The sequence below is a fragment of the Herbaspirillum autotrophicum genome (assembly GCF_001189915.1).
Classification (GTDB): Bacteria; Pseudomonadota; Gammaproteobacteria; order Burkholderiales; family Burkholderiaceae_D; genus Herbaspirillum; species Herbaspirillum autotrophicum.
Genome location: NZ_LFLS01000020.1, coordinates 1 through 18,832, shown reverse-complemented (window position 1 = coordinate 18,832; position 18,832 = coordinate 1). Strand labels below are relative to the sequence as shown.

25 protein-coding genes and 1 pseudogene are annotated in these 18,832 nt (G+C 55.4%); 7 read left to right on the top strand and 19 right to left on the bottom strand.

The genetic code is table 11. The features are described from left to right. Window positions 1–421: 421 nt before the first annotated feature. Window positions 422–1,045, bottom strand: a complete 624-nt coding sequence (locus AKL27_RS16005; RefSeq protein WP_050463932.1) for an ANTAR domain-containing response regulator — start codon at window positions 1,043–1,045, stop codon at window positions 422–424. Between the two features lie 252 nt (window positions 1,046–1,297). On the opposite strand from AKL27_RS16005, the gene AKL27_RS16000 reads away from it, so the two are divergent. The 3 genes from AKL27_RS16000 to AKL27_RS15995 all read left to right on the top strand — a co-directional run bounded on the left by AKL27_RS16000 (window position 1,298) and on the right by AKL27_RS15995 (window position 2,910). Continuing rightward, window positions 1,298–2,155, top strand: a complete 858-nt coding sequence (locus tag AKL27_RS16000) for a hypothetical protein (RefSeq protein ID WP_050463856.1) — start codon at window positions 1,298–1,300, stop codon at window positions 2,153–2,155. Window positions 2,156–2,251: 96 nt separating this feature from the next. Then, window positions 2,252–2,410 (top strand): DUF3309 family protein, encoded by a 159-nt coding sequence (locus tag AKL27_RS27220; RefSeq protein WP_083439092.1) that lies wholly within the window; start codon window positions 2,252–2,254, stop codon window positions 2,408–2,410. 194 nt (window positions 2,411–2,604) lie between these two features. Further along, window positions 2,605–2,910, top strand: coding sequence for a hypothetical protein (locus AKL27_RS15995; RefSeq protein ID WP_050463855.1), 306 nt, complete (start codon window positions 2,605–2,607; stop codon window positions 2,908–2,910). Window positions 2,911–3,149: 239 nt separating this feature from the next. Here the strand turns inward: AKL27_RS15995 and AKL27_RS15990 are convergent, their stop codons facing one another. The 12 genes from AKL27_RS15990 to AKL27_RS15935 all read right to left on the bottom strand — a co-directional run bounded on the left by AKL27_RS15990 (window position 3,150) and on the right by AKL27_RS15935 (window position 10,422). After that, window positions 3,150–3,365, bottom strand: a complete 216-nt coding sequence (locus AKL27_RS15990) for a glycine zipper 2TM domain-containing protein (RefSeq protein ID WP_050463854.1) — start codon at window positions 3,363–3,365, stop codon at window positions 3,150–3,152. A 172-nt stretch (window positions 3,366–3,537) separates the two neighbouring features. After that, window positions 3,538–3,765 (bottom strand): hypothetical protein, encoded by a 228-nt coding sequence (locus tag AKL27_RS15985; RefSeq protein ID WP_157056956.1) that lies wholly within the window; start codon window positions 3,763–3,765, stop codon window positions 3,538–3,540. 193 nt (window positions 3,766–3,958) lie between these two features. Next, a complete protein-coding gene (locus AKL27_RS15980) occupies window positions 3,959–4,132 on the bottom strand; it encodes a CsbD family protein (protein WP_050463852.1) in 174 nt (57 codons plus the stop codon). A gap of 166 nt (window positions 4,133–4,298) precedes the next feature. Continuing rightward, entirely contained in the window at window positions 4,299–6,335 is a 2,037-nt protein-coding gene (locus tag AKL27_RS15975) for a PAS domain-containing sensor histidine kinase (protein ID WP_050463851.1), read from the bottom strand. Between the two features lie 189 nt (window positions 6,336–6,524). Continuing rightward, window positions 6,525–6,965 (bottom strand): response regulator, encoded by a 441-nt coding sequence (locus AKL27_RS15970; protein WP_050463850.1) that lies wholly within the window; start codon window positions 6,963–6,965, stop codon window positions 6,525–6,527. 94 nt (window positions 6,966–7,059) lie between these two features. Continuing rightward, window positions 7,060–7,689, bottom strand: a complete 630-nt coding sequence (locus AKL27_RS15965) for a response regulator (protein ID WP_050463849.1) — start codon at window positions 7,687–7,689, stop codon at window positions 7,060–7,062. Between the two features lie 305 nt (window positions 7,690–7,994). Next, window positions 7,995–8,321, bottom strand: a complete 327-nt coding sequence (locus AKL27_RS15960; RefSeq protein WP_050463848.1) for a BON domain-containing protein — start codon at window positions 8,319–8,321, stop codon at window positions 7,995–7,997. Between the two features lie 105 nt (window positions 8,322–8,426). Continuing rightward, complete coding sequence (locus tag AKL27_RS15955; protein WP_050463847.1) at window positions 8,427–8,804, bottom strand: hypothetical protein; 378 nt, start codon at window positions 8,802–8,804, stop codon at window positions 8,427–8,429. 77 nt (window positions 8,805–8,881) lie between these two features. Then, window positions 8,882–9,460 carry a ferritin-like domain-containing protein gene (locus AKL27_RS15950; protein WP_083439099.1) on the bottom strand — a complete coding sequence of 193 codons (579 nt, stop codon included), beginning with the start codon at window positions 9,458–9,460 and terminating at the stop codon, window positions 8,882–8,884. Window positions 9,461–9,509: 49 nt separating this feature from the next. After that, window positions 9,510–9,821, bottom strand: coding sequence for a DUF883 family protein (locus AKL27_RS15945; RefSeq protein ID WP_050463846.1), 312 nt, complete (start codon window positions 9,819–9,821; stop codon window positions 9,510–9,512). A gap of 184 nt (window positions 9,822–10,005) precedes the next feature. Continuing rightward, complete coding sequence (locus AKL27_RS15940) at window positions 10,006–10,203, bottom strand: hypothetical protein (protein ID WP_050463845.1); 198 nt, start codon at window positions 10,201–10,203, stop codon at window positions 10,006–10,008. Between the two features lie 24 nt (window positions 10,204–10,227). Beyond that, entirely contained in the window at window positions 10,228–10,422 is a 195-nt protein-coding gene (locus tag AKL27_RS15935) for a CsbD family protein (protein WP_050463844.1), read from the bottom strand. A gap of 496 nt (window positions 10,423–10,918) precedes the next feature. On the opposite strand from AKL27_RS15935, the gene AKL27_RS15930 reads away from it, so the two are divergent. Continuing rightward, window positions 10,919–11,383: a PA2169 family four-helix-bundle protein gene (locus AKL27_RS15930; RefSeq protein WP_050463843.1), complete on the top strand. Its 465-nt coding sequence runs from the start codon at window positions 10,919–10,921 to the stop codon at window positions 11,381–11,383. Between the two features lie 121 nt (window positions 11,384–11,504). Here the strand turns inward: AKL27_RS15930 and ispH are convergent, their stop codons facing one another. After that, entirely contained in the window at window positions 11,505–12,467 is a 963-nt protein-coding gene (ispH, locus tag AKL27_RS15925) for a 4-hydroxy-3-methylbut-2-enyl diphosphate reductase (protein WP_050463842.1), read from the bottom strand. 40 nt (window positions 12,468–12,507) lie between these two features. Beyond that, entirely contained in the window at window positions 12,508–12,963 is a 456-nt protein-coding gene (locus tag AKL27_RS15920) for an FKBP-type peptidyl-prolyl cis-trans isomerase (protein ID WP_050463841.1), read from the bottom strand. Window positions 12,964–13,053: 90 nt separating this feature from the next. Between AKL27_RS15920 and radC the strand changes: the two genes are divergently transcribed. The 3 genes from radC to rpmG all read left to right on the top strand — a co-directional run bounded on the left by radC (window position 13,054) and on the right by rpmG (window position 14,291). Then, a complete protein-coding gene (gene radC, locus AKL27_RS15915) occupies window positions 13,054–13,728 on the top strand; it encodes a RadC family protein (protein WP_050463840.1) in 675 nt (224 codons plus the stop codon). Between the two features lie 133 nt (window positions 13,729–13,861). Further along, the gene (gene rpmB, locus AKL27_RS15910; RefSeq protein WP_011871857.1) at window positions 13,862–14,098 is read left to right on the top strand and encodes a 50S ribosomal protein L28; all 237 of its coding nucleotides are present in this window, start codon (window positions 13,862–13,864) and stop codon (window positions 14,096–14,098) included. Between the two features lie 25 nt (window positions 14,099–14,123). Continuing rightward, window positions 14,124–14,291, top strand: a complete 168-nt coding sequence (rpmG, locus tag AKL27_RS15905) for a 50S ribosomal protein L33 (protein ID WP_007877024.1) — start codon at window positions 14,124–14,126, stop codon at window positions 14,289–14,291. Between the two features lie 453 nt (window positions 14,292–14,744). On the opposite strand, the gene AKL27_RS15900 is transcribed toward rpmG, so the two are convergent. The 4 genes and pseudogenes from AKL27_RS15900 to AKL27_RS28460 form a co-directional block, all read right to left on the bottom strand. Continuing rightward, a complete protein-coding gene (locus AKL27_RS15900; RefSeq protein ID WP_050463839.1) occupies window positions 14,745–15,941 on the bottom strand; it encodes a DesA family fatty acid desaturase in 1,197 nt (398 codons plus the stop codon). Between the two features lie 87 nt (window positions 15,942–16,028). Then, window positions 16,029–17,369 (bottom strand): mechanosensitive ion channel family protein, encoded by a 1,341-nt coding sequence (locus AKL27_RS15895; RefSeq protein WP_050463838.1) that lies wholly within the window; start codon window positions 17,367–17,369, stop codon window positions 16,029–16,031. A 67-nt stretch (window positions 17,370–17,436) separates the two neighbouring features. Further along, window positions 17,437–18,693, bottom strand: a complete 1,257-nt coding sequence (locus tag AKL27_RS15890; protein WP_050463837.1) for an RsmB/NOP family class I SAM-dependent RNA methyltransferase — start codon at window positions 18,691–18,693, stop codon at window positions 17,437–17,439. A gap of 21 nt (window positions 18,694–18,714) precedes the next feature. Beyond that, window positions 18,715–18,832, bottom strand: a pseudogene (locus AKL27_RS28460) (phosphoribosylglycinamide formyltransferase); the annotation flags it as partial.

The following is an 18,832-nucleotide window of genomic DNA, read 5'->3' as shown; positions in this document are numbered from 1 at the left end:
ATGAATAATCTGACGACGTTTGACATCCACCTCTGCTACCTTGATTGCGCTAACGTCATGCGGCTGCTGTTTGCTTTCCATCGCTGCTCCCTGTTCACCCGACAAATAAAAAAGGCGTCCTTCGACGCGAATTGCTTCGTGTCGAAAGACGCCTTTGTCTTGTGCAATTCAACCGCCATTGGCTGAACCGTCATGCGCAAACCTTGCGCTATACCGCTACATCAGCAAAGAGCATGCCAGTCTGGAACAAACAACGCTGATTGCGCCTTCCAGCCAGTGAGGGAGGAGCGCCGTCAGGAACCATCACGTCCTCGGCCAGGCCCGCAAAGACACTTCAGGGCCGAAAAAATTGCACTGCATTTGTGCCTCGCACCAATTTGGAAGGGGTGGTGCCTGACATGACGTCCCGCCGGGCCGGCCCTCAGCCCAGCAAGTCTTCCACGTCCAGCAAGCGTTGTGCGATCTCGGACAGCTTCAGATTCTTGTTCATCGCCATGCTGCGCAATTTTTGATAGGCCTGCTCTTCCGACATCCGGTGACGACTCATCAATAGTCCCTTGGCACGCTCGACCACTTTGCGTTCTGCCAGTTTGTTGCGGGTGTCGGATAACTCGTCCAGCAATTTCTGCTCTTGCCTGAAGCGCGCCATTGCCACTTCCAGCACCGGCTTGACGCGTTCGCTCTGAAGTCCGGCCACGATGTAGGCGGAAACGCCGGCGGCCATTGCCGCTTCCATGCTGGACGTCTTGTTGTCCTGAGTGAACAGCACGATGGGTCGGCGCTCATCGCGCGTGGCGATGACGATATGTTCGAGCACATCGCGGGCATCCGAATCGGCATCGATGATGATCATGTCCGGCTGCAACTGCGCGATCCGCTCCGGCAAATACAGGTCTGCCGGCAGCGAGGCCACGATGTTATAGCCGGCCTCCAGCAATCCGATCCGCAATGCACTGCCGCGTTCTGCCTGCAACAGCAACGCAGCATCATTCTCGTCCTCGGCGCTGATGACGGTATTGACGACCACGATGCGTAAATTGCCCATGAAAAATTCCAGTGGATGCTGTTGGGATCTGCTTGTTGCCAACAGTTCATGCAAGATTCGCACCAGCATTTTGACGGTCACCATCTCTTACTGCCGATTTCGACTTTTCCTACAGGCAATTCAGTGCATCGCCGATCCTCTGTCAGATGCACACTCGTTAACATCAGGTACTGCTTTCGTATTTTGCAGGTTTTATATTCCCTTTCCCATTACTGACAGGCCCTGTCCGGCCCCGCATTTTCCGGAGGATTCATGCATACCCTTGGCCCACTGCGTCATACATTGCGCCACTCGTTACGCCACTCACTTCGTCATCTGGGAAAGATTTCCCACCTGGCTGCCGTCACCACGCTCGGTTTCAGTTCCGCGTCGGCGCTGGCGGATCCCTCGCCGGCGCTGGACCGGCTCAATTTCTCGGTGGGCGGCTATTACGTTGACCCGACCTTCAATCTGAGCGGCAATACCCGCTACGGCGCGGTCAATTCCGGCGACATCGACAGAAACCGCACCACCTTGCCGCGTGTGCGCGCCGAACTGCTGTTGTGGGATAGTCAGGGCCTGTCCTTTGACTACTTCACTTATCGCAAAACTTATTCCGGATCATTCGACCGCACCATCCCGGTCGGCAACAACTCCAGTCTCAGCGGCAATGCTGAAGCCAATATCGAAGTCGATCTGGCCAAGCTGGCTTATAAGTGGTGGATCGGCAATGGCAATGACGTGTTCGGTATCGGGGTCGGTGCCGGCTATTACCGCGCGCATCTGGATGCCAATGCCAGCGCCAGTCTCAACGGTGCCAGCGGGACCCTGAGCGAAGGCTACACGGAAAAGACGTTTGCACCGCTGCTGGAACTCGGCTGGAAACATGCCTTCAGCAAAAACCTGCGCATGTATGCCGAGGCATCCGGTGTCAAAAAGAACTGGGGCAACATTACCGGCCATATCTATAACGCGGCGGTCGGCATGGAATGGTATCCGCTCGAAAACATCGGTGTCGGCGCCGACTATGGCATCACGCGCATCAAGCTCAATCGCGCCAGCGAGAACACTGATGCCAACCTCGATATCCGTCTGAAAGGTCCCTCTGCCTATCTCAAGCTGCGCTTTTAATGTGCCTGGCCTCGCACTTCCCCGCTGTGCGACCGTGTTTTTTCCAAACGGTCACACGGTCCCTTTTGAAGTTTGCTGTCTGACAAGGAGAACAACATGACACTCGGCACCCTGCTCTTGATTATTCTGATCCTGATATTGATCGGTGCACTGCCAGCTTGGCCTCACAGCCGCGGCTGGGGTTATGCACCCAGCGGTATCGCCGGCACCATCGTGGTGATCCTGCTGATCTTGCTGCTGCTTGGCAGGATATGATGACAAACAGGCATTGAATACCGGATCATCACGCCGGTAAAAATCCTGCGTATCGCCCACAATAAACCGCTATGATGGGTAGTAATAGTATGATCACATCGCTGCAGCGGATGACACTCATCCGCTGCAGCGATGTTCACCAGGTACCAAGGGTACCGCTACTGCCATCCGGTAAATGATCAATAGGGGATACGATGAAGGTAAGTCGTTTTGTATTATTGTTGCTCACGGCAAGCTGCCTCAGCGGCATTGCTCAGGCCAGGAACCCTGCCAAAGAAGATGTCTCGGTACGCGATCCGGCCCGCTGGTATGAACCTGCCGATACCCCCGACGCGCATTTCCGCAATCTGAAAACCGAAGCCGGCGCAGCCTACGCTGAAGCGCTGGCGGAATGCAGAGCGCTCCGGAAAGAAGCCCCCAAATCTTGCAAAAAAGAAGCCAAAGCCCGCATGGAAAGCGATCTGGCGCGCGCCCACCGCATCCGTCAGGCGGCACAGTAAGCCACCGGCGGTTCCTGGCTGTCACGCCGGCGCCACCCCAAGCAAACCGGTGACAGCCATACCGGGCGCTGTCATTGCAAAGAATCCACCGCCATTATTTGTACCGTGGTTCGCCCGGGCGAACACCAGGCCCCGGCTACAGCGGCCACAAGGAGCCACGGACAAAACAAAGGGGAGCATGTCAGACATGGTCCCCTTTCACTTGGCGCCGGTCATGTGATGCCGGCCGCTACATCCGGTTATTTACCGACCTGATTACCGATCACACCGCCGACTGCGGCGCCACCGACAGTACCGATACCGCTACCGCCAGTCAGCACTGCACCGGCTACGCCGCCGACACCGGCGCCGACCGCAGTGCTCTTGTCACGTTGCGACATGTTGCCGCACGCACTCAGGGAAATCAGGGTGGTGACGGTTACGACCGTCAGCGCAATTCGTTTCAGGGTTTTCATGATGTACTCCATTCAATAAGTTGAGCTTCTGCAACAAGTCACCGGATTGCGACGATCGCGTCACATCGCCATGCCCTCAGAGCGGCATTACAACATCGGCGAACGCAGACAACTTTGTTCATCTGCGCTGGGATCATTGATGTCGCACATTTTTTTCTTTCTCAACGCATGTTCATACACAATGACCGCACTGCGAATCGCAGTGTTTTTGCGCTTCTGGACCATATCCAGATAAAGAAAATTCTTTGACGCCGGCACTGGCCGGGCTTTCGCCCGGTGTACGCCATGGGTGTTCCCGATCCGCAGACTGGCCGCGTATTCGTGCGCCCCATAGCGCGTCAATGCCGATGCTGAAGACGATGTGGCCATCAGCGCCAAGGCAATAGATATTGCCATCCATGTTTTTTTCATCGTTCCTCCCTCGCTACCGTTTTAAACAACGATCCGGGAACTGCTTGTTCGTTAATTTATTACATCCCTGACAATGGCTTGATCATTACAGAAGCGGGTGGCCGCGAGAAGCCGTGCTTCTCCCATTTTGTTGTCAGAGGATTCCTACACGAGGAAGAAAAAGGGGCCGCAGCCCCTTGTTCTTACTTGCCTTTCAGCACTTCCTTGGTGTCACCGACCGCCTTTTGGACGCCGCCTTCTACTTGCTTCGCGGCACCTTTGACCTGTTGATTGGTGCTGCCGACCAGTTCACCGGTTTTTTGCTGAACTTTGCCAGCAGCTTGTTTGATAGCGCCTTCGACTTGATCTTTATTCATGAGGACTCCTGAAAGTTGACAAGGCCAGCGACTGCCCTGAGGCCGTCTTGCTGGACGCGTTCCGTTGCTCGGAGAGACATGCCGGAATACGTTGAAGCCATCTTATCCCGCCCCCCGGTCCGCAACTATCGGACGGCGCCCCTTTGACACGTAGGAAAAGCGGTGATCAGGCGTCAGCGCCAGGCGACAATGGCAGCTCGACCGTAATCAGCGCGCCCTTGCCGGGCGTCGAGCGGATGTCGACATTGCCGCCAAAGAAGGTGGCACGCTCGCGCAGACCGCGCAAGCCGTAAGTCTTGTTGTTGTCCTTTCGTTCCTGCGCAATACCGATGCCATCGTCACGCACCGTCAGGGCGACGCGATCTTCGTCAATGTCGAGGATCACATCCACCTTGCTGGCCTTGGCGTGCTTGGTCACGTTATTGAGCATTTCCTGCAGCATGCGGTAAATGGCAATTTCCATTTCATGGCCGACATTGACGTCTTCATCCGGCAGACTGGCCTTGCATGCAAGACCGGTACGTTCGGCCAGTTCATCCAGCTGTTCGGTGATGGCCGCCTTGAGGCCAAACAGGTCCAGCATGTTGGGCCGCAACTCGGTTTGAATCCGGCGCGTAGTGTCGACCAGCGAACTCAACAAGCCCTGGATCCGGGTTTTGCGGTCCAGCCATTTGTCATCTTGCGGCAAGACCTTGTAGACGCTTTCCAGATGCATGCTCAGGGCGGTCAGCGAAGCCCCCATATTGTCGTGCAGCTCACGGGCAATCGCCCGCTTCTCTTCTTCCCGCACATTTTCCAGATGATTCGTCAATTCGCGCAGCAGCGCGGTGCGTTCGACCACCGTACGTTCGAGTTGCGCCTCGCGTTCGCGCAGCGAGTCTTCGGCACGTTTGCGCTCCGTAATATCAGTGCTGATGCCGATCACGCCCAGCACATTGCCGGCCTTGTCGAACCAGGGCACGGTCGTGGATTGATAGGTAAACACGCCATGCGGCAAATGCAAGGTTTGCTCCAGCGTCTCCGGCAAGCCGGACGCCATCACGCGGCGGTCATCCAGATCGATGCGGTCGGCCTCATCCTGATGCGCGAACAATTCACGGCTGGAACGATACAGCGCTTCTTCCCAGGTTTTCCCGACCTGCTGCAACATGGCCGGATTGGCGAACACCAGCAAGCCCTGCCGGTTTTTGACGAACATCGGTTCGCTGGTACTGTCGCTGACTGCGCTCAGCAAGGAGTTGGTTTCGGCCAGTTTGGCGGCGCTTTGCACGCGGGCGCCATATTCACGGTCAATGTTGCCGGCCGAGCGCCAGAAGATGAAGACCAGCAGCGAGCCATTGACCAGCGTCAGGAGCGGCAATACCAGATCCTGTGCGTAATATCCCTGTTGCGCGCCCCAGCCGACCAACAGGTTCAGCGCCAGAATCAGCAGCAACATGGAGGGCAGCAGCCGACGCAACATATTGCCGCCCGGCGCATTGCCGATAATGATCGCCATCAGCCGGTGCGAAGGCCGGGCCATCAGCAAGGCCGCGCCCAGCAACAAAAAGGTCAGTGCCGACAACATCGGCATGCTTTCGGGATAACCGAGAAAGGTCAGCGTATTGACACCGTACAGGTAGCCAACCAACGGAATCGCATTCAAACCGATCAGCAGGAAAGCCAGGTATTCCGCAGGATAATGACTGCCGCGAATACGGTAGTCTTGCAACAGCAATATCAGGGCGACGAACAGATGCCCAATCGCCGCCAACGGGTGAATCGCTTCACTGATGTGCCCATGCCACTGCGAGGCCGGATTCAGCGCCGGCACCCACGGCACCAGGCCGGCCAGGCTGTTGGCAAGGAATGCCAGCGCCAGCAGCAGCAACAACAGCGCCATCACCCGTACCGTCAACATTCGCCGCGAGCGCTCGTGATCAGCATGCATGCATTGCAGATAAAGCGCAGTCCCGGCCAGCATGAAGCCGATGGCGGTAGCTCCCTGCACGCTGATCAAATCATGCAGCATGGCCTGATACTGGCCGCCGGCATAGCAACTGATCAGCACGACCAGACCCAGCAACGCCACCATCATGCCCAGGCCCATTGCCACGGCAATGATACTGGCGAGATTAGCCTGCGCATCGGCGTATTGTTCAAACGCGGCGGTTTCGCCCGGTTCGCTGATGTCTCGTCTGAGGTTGGCTATCCGTCTGTGCATTAGGACCTGTCAAGATTTCATGTGGGAATCGCGGAGCAAGCCGCAGCAGCGTGGATCGGTGCCTGGCCTGGGGTGGAGGAATTTGATATGAGCAACATCGAACACCCCGGGCGTGAAATCATGCATGGATGCCGCCGATCTGCCGCGCCAGCCCCCGGCTGCGGCGAATATTATAGAGGGAAAATCTTGTCAGGCAGCAGCAAAACCATCGCGTCCGGAGCCGCTCAGCCGTTCAATCAACGTTCGCAATTTGGCAAATTCGGATGATTTGTCAAAAAAGAACTGCACACCGTATTGCTGTCCCACGCGGCGATAAGCCGAACTGACATGATTACTGAAAACAATCTTCAACTCTTCCTGGCGGCGCAAACCTGAACGCGACAAGGTCTGCAACAAATGCATGCCGTTCCCCTGACGCAACTGAATATCCAGAATCAGCACGTCATACTTTTCATGTGCCAGATGATCAACCGCATCCTCTTCCGTTTCCGAATATCCTGCCAGTTCAACCCCGGGGATTTCTCCCAGACCTTCCACGATCAGATCGCGGACGTCGGCGGAATCTTCAACCAGAAAAATTCTCAATGGTGCGGTGCTGCGACCCTCATTTCTTGTCGATATTTGTTTCATACCAGGTTGCCTGCTGCCTTGGATCGGAAGATGCGGTGCTGCAACGCTGTCCGACGCAAGCTCGTTGCCATGCCTCGCATTGCCTTTCTTCAGCTCAATCGATCAGATTATTCTTGATCGCGTAATAAATGATATCTGCATTGTTGGCCATATTCATTTTCTGCAATACCCGGGAACGGTAAGTACTGACCGTTTTTACGCTCAGGCACAGTTCATCGGCGATCTGCGTCACGCCTTGTCCCTGCCCCAACTTGTAAAATATTTCGTACTCCCGCTGCGACAGGGTTTCATGCAATGGCTTTTCGGAGTCGACCGGATCGCTGGTGAGCAACTCCGCCACGCCGTAACTGATGTACTTGTGGCCGCGCAGGATCGTATTGATCGCGCTTACCAATTCGGTCGCCAGGGCTTCCTTCTGGACATAGCCGCTGGCACCGCTGCGCAACACCTGTACCGCGTAGCGGCTTTCCGGGTGCATGCTCAGCATCAGCACCGGCAACGCCGGCTTTTCCCGCTTGATCTGCTTCAATACTTCAACGCCGCTCTTGTCGGGCATGGCGATATCGAGCAGGACGATATCCCAGTCCTGGGCACGCACCAGCTTTATCGCTTCTTCCGCGGTACTCGCTTCGCCACCGATTTCCATATTCGGAATCCCGGCGATGAAATGATGTACGCCTGCGCGTACTACTGCGTGATCGTCGACTACAAGTATTTTTGTCATAGTTTTTTACTGGCGGCGTCAACACCGCCGCGTGCATGTATTACGTTATTTATCAGGAAATTCAGAAAGGGCCCTTTTGAATGATATCGGTGACCGCCTTGACGACCGCGAATGCCGGTTTCCGATTCGATTGACGTTCGTCCCGCCCTATAGCGAAAAACGCAACAATCAACCCTGAGCAACTATACTCTATTCCGGTTGCCCCGCTGATGATACTGCAACAACATATGATTCGACGGACCAGCCGGGGTAGCCGGCCGGCCCGTACCTGCATCCTCAGACTATTTTTGCCTCGACAGCATCAATTACTTCAGACGCAAATCGTTCTTGACTGCCTTCACGCCGTTGACGCCGCGTGCCAGTTCAGTGGCGCGTGTCGAGGCAGTTGCCGAGCTGACAAAACCGCTCAGCTGGACTGTGCCCTTATAAGTTTCGACATTGATTTCAGTCGACTTCAGGTTCGGCTCGTTGAAAATGGCTGCTTTCACCTTGGTAGTGATGACCGAATCATCCACATATTCGCCAGTACCTTCCTTGCCGGAAGTCGAGGCGCAGCCAACCAGCGCCACCATGAACAGGGCCAGGAAGAAGCCGGCGAAACGTTTGGTCAAACTCATATTGGATAAAGTCATGAAAATCTCCTAAGGGATAAATTAACTACGCTATTGATACATCGATTTTTTTATGGAGAAAACTCCCCACGGCACTGATTGCTTATACTGCTTGCCTGATGCTGATTACTTGCCGTACTTGGCCTTGGCCGCAGTTTCACACTTGGTGTTTTCGGCACCGCTCAGTGCGTCGCATTTTTCCTTGGCTACCTTGTAATCGGCATCGTTCTTTTCGGCACGTGCATCCTTGTTGGCATCGGTAGTCTTGCGAGCGGCCTTGGCATTAGCGATGGCGGTCTTTTGCGCACCCTTGGCTTCCTTCATACAGACATCCTTTTCATTGCCCTTGAGCGGATCACATTTGGCCTTGGCTTCTTTATAGTCGGCGTCGGCACTTGCTACTGCCGCCTTGTATTGGGCTTTGACAGGGTCAGCCGCCATTGCAGCAGAATGCATACCCAGAGTGGCGGCGCTGAAAACCAGAGTGGCGATGATCTTATTCATTTATATTCTCCTGAAAAAATTGAAGGGGTAGTGCTGCACCGGCGTCCCGGTACGGAAAAACGGGGTTAAAAAACAGGTCACTCAAGCAGATCATGCATATCGTCTGCATGCTCTTCTTCTGCGGCCATGATGCCAACCAGCATCTGCCGCGTGGTAGGGTCGTTATCGCCGATATAGGCAATCATCTGGCGATAGGTTTCGATGGCAATCCGCTCCGCTACCAGATTGGCCCGGATCATGGCCTTGATATCCGATGAGTCGTCATATTCGGCGTGGCTGCGGCTCTCCAGTTGTCCCGGATTGAAATCCGGCTCGCCGTTGAGTTGCACGATGCGTTCGGCAATCTGGTCGGCATGCGTTTGTTCTTCCAGCGCATGCTCGAGGAATTCGGCCTTGATCGACTGATTCTCCAAACCGGTAGCGGTGTAATAGTGGCGCTTGTAGCGCAGCACACAGACCAGTTCGGTTGCCAGCGCATCATTGAGCATGTCGATGATTTCCTGGCGATTGCCCTTGTAGCCCGATGTCACGGCACCATCGCCGAGTTTTTTCGCAGCGGCACGGATGCCGTCCTTGTCGATATGAAAAGCTTGTTTCTCTGGCTTGGCGTCACCCGCATTGACGGGCTTTTCCTGGCTCGATGTCTTGTTCATCATCATGTCCTTATTCAATTCGTTGGCGATACAGAAGCATCAGCGGGCAGGATCAGCGATCACCGCAACGCGACACGCACAGTCCCACCAGCAAGCCGACGCCGGCAGAGATGGCAATCGCCCGCCATGGATTCGATTGCACGTAATCATCGGTGGTGGTGGCAATTTCCTTGCCGGTCTGGATCACGTATGACTGGATGCCCTGCGCCTTGGCAAAGGCCTGGTCGAGAATCTCATCGCCCTTGGCGCGCAATTCATCGGCCTTCTTGCCGGTAGCGGAAGCGGCCTGTACAAACAGGTTTTGCGCTTCTTCCAGCAATACCTGGACATCATTTCTTACAGTCTGGAATTTTTGCGTTTGCATCTTTTTCTCGCTTTCTCTAACTTGACTTGATCATTTCGCCGATTCGTCCATCACACAAAATATTGGAGAACGACCAGCATCAGCAACGGCACTCCGAGCAGCCAGACCAGCACGAATTTTTCCATGTCCGCCTCCCTCTTGACTCTGTTTCCCACGACATTGATCTGAAGCCAATGCTCTCGATTCAGGTGTTCGGATGATCCTCTGCGGCGGGCATTTGCGGCGTCAGAACAGTGCCGCCTTCGCCTTCCCACCGGTGCAGCGCCTTGCGCTGCAATTTCTTTTCCTGCCGCTCGGCCCGACTCGCAAAAATGTTGAGGACCACACATACGGCAGCACTTGCAATACCGACTGCCAGCAATAAACTTTTATTTGACTTCATCTTTTCTGCTCCCTTCAGACTTCATCAAGCCGACACGTTGCGCTTGAGTGAGCGATTAATGATTTGCCGTGCTTCCCCGATGGTGCGCTGGATATCGCCCTCGGTCTGCTTTTGTCTGGCATGATGTTGGCCTGCCCGGTCGCCACGCAATGTGGCCAATTTTTCTTCGAATTTCCCGATCACGATCTTGCAGGTGCCGGCAATCTGATCCTTGTTCATGAAGCCTCCGTCAACAGTGAGTGGTGATGTACTGATGCCATGGGGAAAATAGTAACAACGGGTGCCGGGTAACCCTATAGGACGCCCGCCGATTGTCTTGTAGGACAAGATGAGATCCCTTGCCAGCACTAGATTTGCGCATCAGCGAGGGCCCAGAAAACAAAATCGATCCGCAATTCCTACAGAATCTTGGGGCACCGTCTGATGGCTTGCGGCCGGCGCCGCCATTACGATGACAATCACTGGACGACGTTTCGCTTCACATGTGATGCAACGCCATCCACTCATTTCATATTTGCCGTGACGGCATGACCCGCTGGCCTTGACTGGTCAGCCTACTCAAGGAGCGGTAATGGGTAAATATTTTCTGGCCTGGTTACTCGGCGTTCCGGCTTTCGTACTGGTACTGGTTTATTTTTTCGTGCACTGATTTTTCGTAACCCGGCGCACGCAGAACCTGCACCAATCTTGATTCACTCTCACTGAAAGGAATGTCATGAACAACGATCATCTGATTTCCACACTGAACGACCTGATCCAGATTTCACGCGATGGCGAAGAAGGTTTCCGTACCTGCGCCGAAGATGCCAGCGAGCGCAAGGCTTACTACGCCAGCATGTTCCTCGACCGTTCGCGTGACTGTGCCCGCACCGTTCAGGAATTGCAGGATCTGGTGCGTGCACTCGGCGGCGAGCCGGCAACCCACAGTTCCGTCACCGGGACCTTGCATCGCCAATGGGTCAACCTGAAATCGGCACTGACCGGCAAGGATGACGAAAGTATTCTGAATGAATGCGAACGCGGCGAAGACGCTGCCGTGCAAGCCTATCGCAAGGCGCTGGCGCAAGACCTGCCAAATGATGTGCGCCTGATTGTCGAGCGCCAGTATCAGGGCGTAATCGCCAACCATGATCGCGTCAAAGCATTGCGCGATCAGGTCAAGGCCAGGAACGCAGCCTGAGCAACGCCGGCGCTGATTGATGAACGCCGGCTGTTGCCGGCATAAAAAAAGACCACCGAGAATATCCGGCGGTCTTTTTCATGTGGGGTGCCGGCCGCACCCGCAGGGTGGCAGCGGCAACTCAGGCCTGATTGCTGCCGGCGCGTGCGCCGCCCAATCCCTTGGGCATGGGGAAGGTGACATGTTCTTCAATGCCGTCCAGTACCCGCACACTGCGTGCGCCGCATTCTTTCAAACGATCGATCACTGCCTGCACCAGCACTTCCGGCGCCGAAGCACCGGCCGTCACGCCGATCCGGACTTTACCGGCAAACCAGTCAGGATTGATCTGCGCGGCGTTGTCGACCATATAGGCCGGCACCCCCTTTTTCTCGGCAACTTCACGCAGACGATTGGAGTTGGAGCTGTTGGGGCTGCCCACCACAATCACCACATCAACCTGAGGCGCCATGAATTTGACCGCCTCCTGACGGTTGGTGGTGGCGTAACAGATGTCACCTTTTTTCGGCTCGGTAATGCTCGGAAATTTTTCCTTGAGCGCGGCAATGATGTCAGCGGTATCGTCCACCGACAATGTGGTCTGCGACACGTAGGCCAGCATGTCCGGATTGCTGACTGCCAGCCGCTGCACGTCGGCCACCGTTTCGACCAGATACATGCCCTGCTCGGTCTGGCCCATGGTGCCCTCGACTTCGGGATGCCCCTCATGCCCGATCATGATGATTTCGCGACCTTCGCGCCGCATCTTGGCCACTTCGATATGCACTTTGGTCACCAGCGGACAGGTCGCGTCGAACACCGTCAGCCCGCGCTCTGCCGCCTCGGCCTGGACCGCCTTGGAAACGCCGTGCGCAGAAAAGATCACGGTGTTGCCGGCCGGGACATCGGCCAGTTCTTCGATGAAAATGGCCCCCTTGTTGCGCAGGTCGGCCACCACGTAGGCGTTGTGCACGATTTCATGGCGCACGTAAATCGGCGCGCCAAACTGTGTCAGCGCACGTTCCACGATTTCAATGGCGCGATCGACGCCGGCACAAAAACCGCGCGGCTGCGCCAGCAATACTTCAGCTTCTTGACTGTCCATGATTACATCCTTGATTGCGCTCGCAATACTTCAACGCCAACTACAGAATTCCAATGATTTTTACTTCAAATTTAATTGATTGGCCGGCCAACGGATGATTGAAATCAAACAATGCGCTCTGCTCATCCATTTCGCGCAGCACGCCGGCAAAGCGTCCGCCGCCCGGTGCCGCAAAATCGACCAGATCGCCGACGCGATATTGCTCGTCGAATGAGGAGTTTTCTTCGAGCGTCGTACGGGAAACGCGCTGAATCAAATCCGGGTTGCGCGGTCCAAACGCTTTCTCGGGAGGCAGTTCGAAGGTCTGATGCGTGCCTTCCGGCAAACCGAGCAGGCAGGCTTCCAGAAACGGCGCCAGTTGCCCTTGCCCGAACTGGAGCGTGGCCGGCTTTTCATCGAAGGTGCTGACGATGTTGTCGCCATTGAGGGCCGCCACGCGGTAATGCAGCGTGAGATAGGCGGTTTCGGTAACAACCGGTACTGAGACGTTGGACATGGACTATAGGAAGTAAGCGTGATAGCCCGCTATTGTAAGCCACGTTGTCACGGCGCGTAAAAATCACACGATAAACTCTGGAGGATTTCAATGGCAATCACCGACTGGCCGGCCGAACAACGTCCGCGCGAACGCCTGATCAAGCTGGGACCGCAGTCCCTTTCGGATACTGAATTGCTGGCGATTTTCCTGCGCGTGGGGGTGCCCGGCAAAAGCGCTGTTGATCTGGCGCAGGACATGGTGGACCGTTTCGGCTCGCTCAATGCGCTGTGTGCGGCGCCGCTCGAAGAACTGTCGGCCATCCACGGACTCGGCAGCGCCAAATACGCACAACTGCAAGCCACGCTGGAATTATCACGGCGCGCACTGGCAGAAACTTTGCAACAAGGCAATATACTGAATTCACCGCTGGCGGTGCGCCATTATCTGCAGGTGCTGTTCCATGGCAAAGCGTACGAAGCATTCGTGGTGCTGTTTCTCGACGTCAGGAACCGCATGATCTGCTCCGAGCAACTGTTTCGCGGCACGCTGACACACACCAGCGTTTATCCGCGCGAAGTGGTCAAGGCAGCGCTCACCAACAATGCGGCCTCGGTCATCCTGGCGCATAATCACCCCTCCGGCGAGCCATCGCCGAGCGCCGCCGACAAGTTGCTGACTCAGGGACTCAGGCAGGCGCTGCAGCTCGTTGACGTGCGGATACTCGATCACATCATCGTTGCCGGCCCGAGCTCTTACTCCTTTGCAGAGCATGGCGAGCTGTAAACCCGGCGCACAAACAATTGTGAACAACAAAAACAAATCGAGACACAATTGTTTTTCGCAAGTCATTGAAAAATAGAAGTTTTTTATATATACTCACTTTTTTTCCAATTTCTGGAATTTTCAAGGAGTTCATATGGCACGTGTTTGCCAAGTCACCGGGAAGGGGCCGATGGTCGGCAACAACGTTTCCCATGCAAACAACAAGACAAAACGCCGCTTTTTGCCTAACCTGCAAAATCGCCGCATTTTCGTTGAGTCTGAAAATCGCTGGGTTTCCCTGCGCTTGTCCAACGCCGGTCTGCGCGTTATCGACAAAATCGGTATTGATGCCGTTTTGGTCGACATGCGTGCTCGTGGCGAAAAAGTCTAACCAGCAGAATTAAAGGAAATCTATCATGGCTAAATCCGGCCGCGACAAAATCAAGTTGGAATCGACTGCAGGTACAGGTCATTTCTACACGACTACAAAGAACAAGCGTACTACGCCTGAGAAACTGGCGATCATGAAGTTTGATCCCAAGGCACGCAAGCACGTTGAATACAAAGAGACCAAGATCAAGTAATTGATCCTGTACTCGCAAGAAAAGCCCCGGCGAAATTTCCCCCGGGGCTTTTTTTCGTCCCTGCCAGGCCGCCTGCAATCGCACAATGCAAAACCCTGACCGCTGCGCATGCCCGCAGCACTGCGTCGCATGCCCTCCCTGCCCACTTCCGGCAAGACGCCCGCCACCCCTTGTTTCACCACCATGCGACCCGCCACATGATGCGCTGTTGAGCGCAAACGATAACCCCGCAGCGGCACACGCAAACAGATAATTACCCTCCCCGGCTGGCCGCAAGGAAACCGGAAGCGCTGATGACGCATGCAGCACGAATACCGGCATCACCACTTACGGCAACATGGCAAACCACGTTGATTCTGAATTATTGAGATCGGGAAGAGCAAGACTTGCGATTGCCGACATTGCATCGACAACGACCGCAAACCCCATGAGGTTTGCGGTCATGTATTACGATCAGGCGTAGCTGCGCAGACGCAGTGCAAAATCCCTCAGCGCCTGGATACCGGACGCTTCAGCACGTGCACACCAGTCTTGCAACTGATGCAGCAACTGTTCGCGGGTCGAATGGGAACGCTCCCAGATCGCACCGAGTTCAATGCGCATTTCATGCATCGTTTGCAGCGGCTTGCTGTGCAGGAACAACTCCGACAACTGTTGTTTCTGTCCGTCTTCCAGCTTGGCCGGCTCACGTTGCAGCAATTTCTTCGACGACTTCAGGAAACGCGATTCCAGTTTGGCCTTTTCCGCCAGATGTTCCAGCTCGTCATGCCATGCGCGCTTGAGCGACGCAGCATACTTGGCAGTCACATCGTAACGGTTGGCGATCACCGATTGCAGCGTGTCGAAATCGGCAACCAGCTTCTGGCGGTCGAACTTCGGTGCCGGCGCAATCTTCTTGACCTTGGCCAGACCCATCATTTCCAGAATGCGGATATACATCCAGCCGATATCGAATTCATACCATTTGGACGACAGCTTGGCCGAGGTGCCGAAAGTGTGATGGTTATTGTGCAGCTCTTCGCCGCCGATGATGATGCCCCATGGGAAAACATTGGTCGCAGCATCGTTGCAATCATAGTTGCGGTAGCCCCAGTAGTGGCCGATACCGTTGATGATGCCGGCCGCAGTAATCGGGATCCACAACATCTGTACCGCCCACACGGTCAGACCGACCACGCCGAACAACATGACGTTGATGATCAGCATCAGGCCCACGCCCTGCCAGCCGAAGCGGCTGTAAACATTGCGCTCGACCCAGTCGTCAGGTGTGCCGTGACCATATTTTTCCATGGTCTCGGCATTCTTCGACTCGGCACGATACAGTTCGGCACCTTCCAGCAATACCTTCTTGATACCGCGGGTCTGCGGGCTGTGCGGATCTTCTTCGGTTTCGCATTTGGCGTGATGCTTGCGGTGAATCGCAGCCCACTCCTTGGTGACCATACCGGTCGTCATCCACAACCAGAGACGGAAGAAATGGCTTGGGATAGCGTGCAATTCCAACGCACGGTGCGCCTGGCAACGATGCAGATAAATGGTGACACCGGCAATCGTGATATGCGTCACGGCCAGCGTGTAAAAGAAAATCTGCCAACCGGTTGCATGCAGCAGCCCGTTCGAAAGAAAGTCCAGAATTGTGTCTACGGTCATTACCACTCCAAAAGAGATACGTCACGGCAACCCATATTGCCAACAAAAAGCATCTATATTCTTGTATTTCCCGGCATTGTACGCTGATTATGTCAGTTTGGGCGCATCCGGTACCGAGCCTGCAACACTTTGATCAAAACTGCGCGGATCCATGACGCGGATGTCACGCTTGGGATGCGCAACTTTGATTCCATGGGTCTTGAATACCCGCCAGATGGCCCGATTGACATCTGACAACACATTGAGCCGGCCGTTTTCAGGATCGGTAATCCAGAAGCCAATTTCCAGTTCCAGCCCGTCAACCCCGATCTTGAGCAGCAAGGCTTGCGGCAATATCTGATCGGCAACCCGGTTAACACTACGTGTGGCCTGTTCCAGCAATGACAAGACGCTTTCGATGTCGTCCTGGTAGAGAATTGTGACTTGTGTTGACAGACGAATAATCTTGTTGGTCAGCGAATAGTTCTGCACCGGACTGGACATGAACATTTCATTGGGCAATACCGACTCGATGCCGTCCAACCCTTCGAGAATGGTGTAACGCGTATTGATTTGCGTCACCTTACCGAAATAGCGGTCGACATTGACCATATCGCCAATGGCCATGCTGCGCTCCAGCAGAATCACGAAACCCGAGACGTAACTGCTGGCAATCTTTTGCAAACCCAAGCCGAGCCCGACGCCGAGCGCACCGCCAAACACCGACAGCACAGTCAGGTCGATACCGACCAGTGACAGACTGACAAGAATTGCGATCAAAATCAGAATCGCCCGTGCCATGCGTGCCACCACCGTGCGCAGCGATGAGTGCATGGTGTTGAGCTTCATCATGCGGTCTTCCAGCATGGCGCCGGCCCACAGCGCAATCACCAGCGTTACCAGCACCGAGGCGCAGGCTTGCATGATGGTCAACAGGGAAGCTTTGTTGCGGCCCAGCGGAATGATGGTGCCGTCGAGATAGGAAATCAGGTCCGGCCACAAGCCGGTGATGTACAGGCCGACGCAAATCCAGACCAGGATTGCGAATACCTTTTCGAACAATTGCAGAAACGCGCCGGCGGTAGTCTCATGCACGAAGATACTGCGCAGCACATAAAACACGAAGCGCATCGCGACCTGCGCGATCATCAGCGGCATCATTACCTGCCACAGCGTGACCGGATGATGCATCTTAACCAGCAGCATCCTGCTCAATGCCAGCAGGATCAGAATCAGCAGCGGCGACAGCACCCGCACAAAGCTTTTGACACCGAGCCGCAACACATCCGAACTGTCATCCGACAGTGTGAACATCTTGCGCAGGCCACGAGACATGCCCCAGCCCAGCCCCATGCACAGCACAATGACAGCGAGCTGGCGCAGCACATCTGCCGGCGCCAGTGCGCCGAACAGGAAACTGTAGATATCGGAAAACAAGCCAGAAATCATGCGCTGTCAGGAATGATGAAAATCATCATTTTAGCAATTGCATCGTTCCCGGCATGTCGTCGCGGCATTATTTCTTGCGCTCCATGACCGCAGCAAAAAAGCCGTCGGTCTGATGCACATGCGGCATCAGCTTGAGATAGTCACCCATTTCCAGCGCAATCTTTTGCTCGGCCAGAACATCTTTCATCGGCACCAGCGAAAAATCAGGGAATGCCGCCAGAAATTCGGCAATGACATCTTCATTTTCTTCGTTGAGGAAACTGCAGGTACCGTAAACCAGACGACCACCCGCTTTGACCAGTCGCGACGCGCTGCCCAGAATGGCGACCTGCTTGGCATGCATTTCAACCACGCCTTCAGGAGTCTGACGCCACTTGGTATCCGGATTGCGGCGCAAAGTGCCGAGACCGCTGCACGGCGCATCGACCAATACCCGGTCAATCTTGCCTGCCAGACGTTTGACCTTGGCGTCGTTCTCATGCGCGATCAATACCGGATGGACATTGGACAAACCGCTGCGCGCCAGGCGCGGCTTGAGTTTGGCCAGTCGTTTTTCCGATACGTCAAATGCGTAGAGGCGACCGGTATTGCGCATACCTGCGCCCAGCGCCAGCGTCTTGCCACCAGCGCCGGCACAGAAATCGACCACCATTTCGCCGCGCTTGGCACCCACTACCTGCGCCAGCAATTGACTGCCTTCATCCTGCACTTCAATGGCGCCGCTCTTGAACAGCGGCAAATTCTGCAAGGCCGGTTTCTTGATCACCCGCAAACCCAGCGGCGCATAAGGCGTTGGCTCGCACAGAATCGGCGCCTGCGCCAGTTCGGCAATTACCGCATCGCGATCCGCCGTCAGCGCATTGACGCGCAAATCGAGCGGCGCCTGCTGATTCATGGCATCGGCCAGCGCCAGCGTCTGTTCTTCGCCGTAGCGTTCGACCAGCTTGTCGAACAGCCATGGCGGCAGATTGGTGCGCATCACCAGCGGTAACTGGGTGCGGTCAATCTGCGAAGTACGCGTGAGCCATTCGGTTTCTTCATCGGTCAGGCCGGCGATTGGTTCAATGCCAACCGCATCCATCAAGCCCAGCAGCGCCATGCGGCGCATCTGGGAACCGGCGCCGGATTCGGCGAAGTTGGTATAAACGGTGCGGTTGCGCAGCAAGCCGTACACTGCTTCGGCAATAACGCCGCGTTCGCGGCCGCCGAGACGCGGATGGTCCTTGAAATAACGCGACAACGTCACATCGGCCGGGCCGGTAAAACGCAAAATCTCGCGCAAGACTTCTTCCGTCTGGGGAATGATTGCGGGTGGCAATCTCATACTGCATCCTTCATAAAATGTTCAAGCCTGCTCAACGCCAGAATCGATGCGGACACGTCCGCCATCCAGGCCGAGCCGGCCTTCGATAAACCAGCGCACGGCGCGCGGGTAAATAATGTGTTCTTGTTGCAAGACCCGT

Coding starts and splice junctions, on each gene's coding strand:
- AKL27_RS16005 (WP_050463932.1), bottom strand. CDS start 1,045: ATGGGCAATTTACGCATCGTGGTCGTCAATACCGTCATCAGCGCCGAG.
- AKL27_RS16000 (WP_050463856.1), top strand. CDS start 1,298: ATGCATACCCTTGGCCCACTGCGTCATACATTGCGCCACTCGTTACGC.
- AKL27_RS27220 (WP_083439092.1), top strand. CDS start 2,252: ATGACACTCGGCACCCTGCTCTTGATTATTCTGATCCTGATATTGATC.
- AKL27_RS15995 (WP_050463855.1), top strand. CDS start 2,605: ATGAAGGTAAGTCGTTTTGTATTATTGTTGCTCACGGCAAGCTGCCTC.
- AKL27_RS15990 (WP_050463854.1), bottom strand. CDS start 3,365: ATGAAAACCCTGAAACGAATTGCGCTGACGGTCGTAACCGTCACCACC.
- AKL27_RS15985 (WP_157056956.1), bottom strand. CDS start 3,765: ATGGATGGCAATATCTATTGCCTTGGCGCTGATGGCCACATCGTCTTC.
- AKL27_RS15980 (WP_050463852.1), bottom strand. CDS start 4,132: ATGAATAAAGATCAAGTCGAAGGCGCTATCAAACAAGCTGCTGGCAAA.
- AKL27_RS15975 (WP_050463851.1), bottom strand. CDS start 6,335: ATGCACAGACGGATAGCCAACCTCAGACGAGACATCAGCGAACCGGGC.
- AKL27_RS15970 (WP_050463850.1), bottom strand. CDS start 6,965: ATGAAACAAATATCGACAAGAAATGAGGGTCGCAGCACCGCACCATTG.
- AKL27_RS15965 (WP_050463849.1), bottom strand. CDS start 7,689: ATGACAAAAATACTTGTAGTCGACGATCACGCAGTAGTACGCGCAGGC.
- AKL27_RS15960 (WP_050463848.1), bottom strand. CDS start 8,321: ATGACTTTATCCAATATGAGTTTGACCAAACGTTTCGCCGGCTTCTTC.
- AKL27_RS15955 (WP_050463847.1), bottom strand. CDS start 8,804: ATGAATAAGATCATCGCCACTCTGGTTTTCAGCGCCGCCACTCTGGGT.
- AKL27_RS15950 (WP_083439099.1), bottom strand. CDS start 9,460: ATGATGAACAAGACATCGAGCCAGGAAAAGCCCGTCAATGCGGGTGAC.
- AKL27_RS15945 (WP_050463846.1), bottom strand. CDS start 9,821: ATGCAAACGCAAAAATTCCAGACTGTAAGAAATGATGTCCAGGTATTG.
- AKL27_RS15940 (WP_050463845.1), bottom strand. CDS start 10,203: ATGAAGTCAAATAAAAGTTTATTGCTGGCAGTCGGTATTGCAAGTGCT.
- AKL27_RS15935 (WP_050463844.1), bottom strand. CDS start 10,422: ATGAACAAGGATCAGATTGCCGGCACCTGCAAGATCGTGATCGGGAAA.
- AKL27_RS15930 (WP_050463843.1), top strand. CDS start 10,919: ATGAACAACGATCATCTGATTTCCACACTGAACGACCTGATCCAGATT.
- ispH (WP_050463842.1), bottom strand. CDS start 12,467: ATGGACAGTCAAGAAGCTGAAGTATTGCTGGCGCAGCCGCGCGGTTTT.
- AKL27_RS15920 (WP_050463841.1), bottom strand. CDS start 12,963: ATGTCCAACGTCTCAGTACCGGTTGTTACCGAAACCGCCTATCTCACG.
- radC (WP_050463840.1), top strand. CDS start 13,054: ATGGCAATCACCGACTGGCCGGCCGAACAACGTCCGCGCGAACGCCTG.
- rpmB (WP_011871857.1), top strand. CDS start 13,862: ATGGCACGTGTTTGCCAAGTCACCGGGAAGGGGCCGATGGTCGGCAAC.
- rpmG (WP_007877024.1), top strand. CDS start 14,124: ATGGCTAAATCCGGCCGCGACAAAATCAAGTTGGAATCGACTGCAGGT.
- AKL27_RS15900 (WP_050463839.1), bottom strand. CDS start 15,941: ATGACCGTAGACACAATTCTGGACTTTCTTTCGAACGGGCTGCTGCAT.
- AKL27_RS15895 (WP_050463838.1), bottom strand. CDS start 17,369: ATGATTTCTGGCTTGTTTTCCGATATCTACAGTTTCCTGTTCGGCGCA.
- AKL27_RS15890 (WP_050463837.1), bottom strand. CDS start 18,693: ATGAGATTGCCACCCGCAATCATTCCCCAGACGGAAGAAGTCTTGCGC.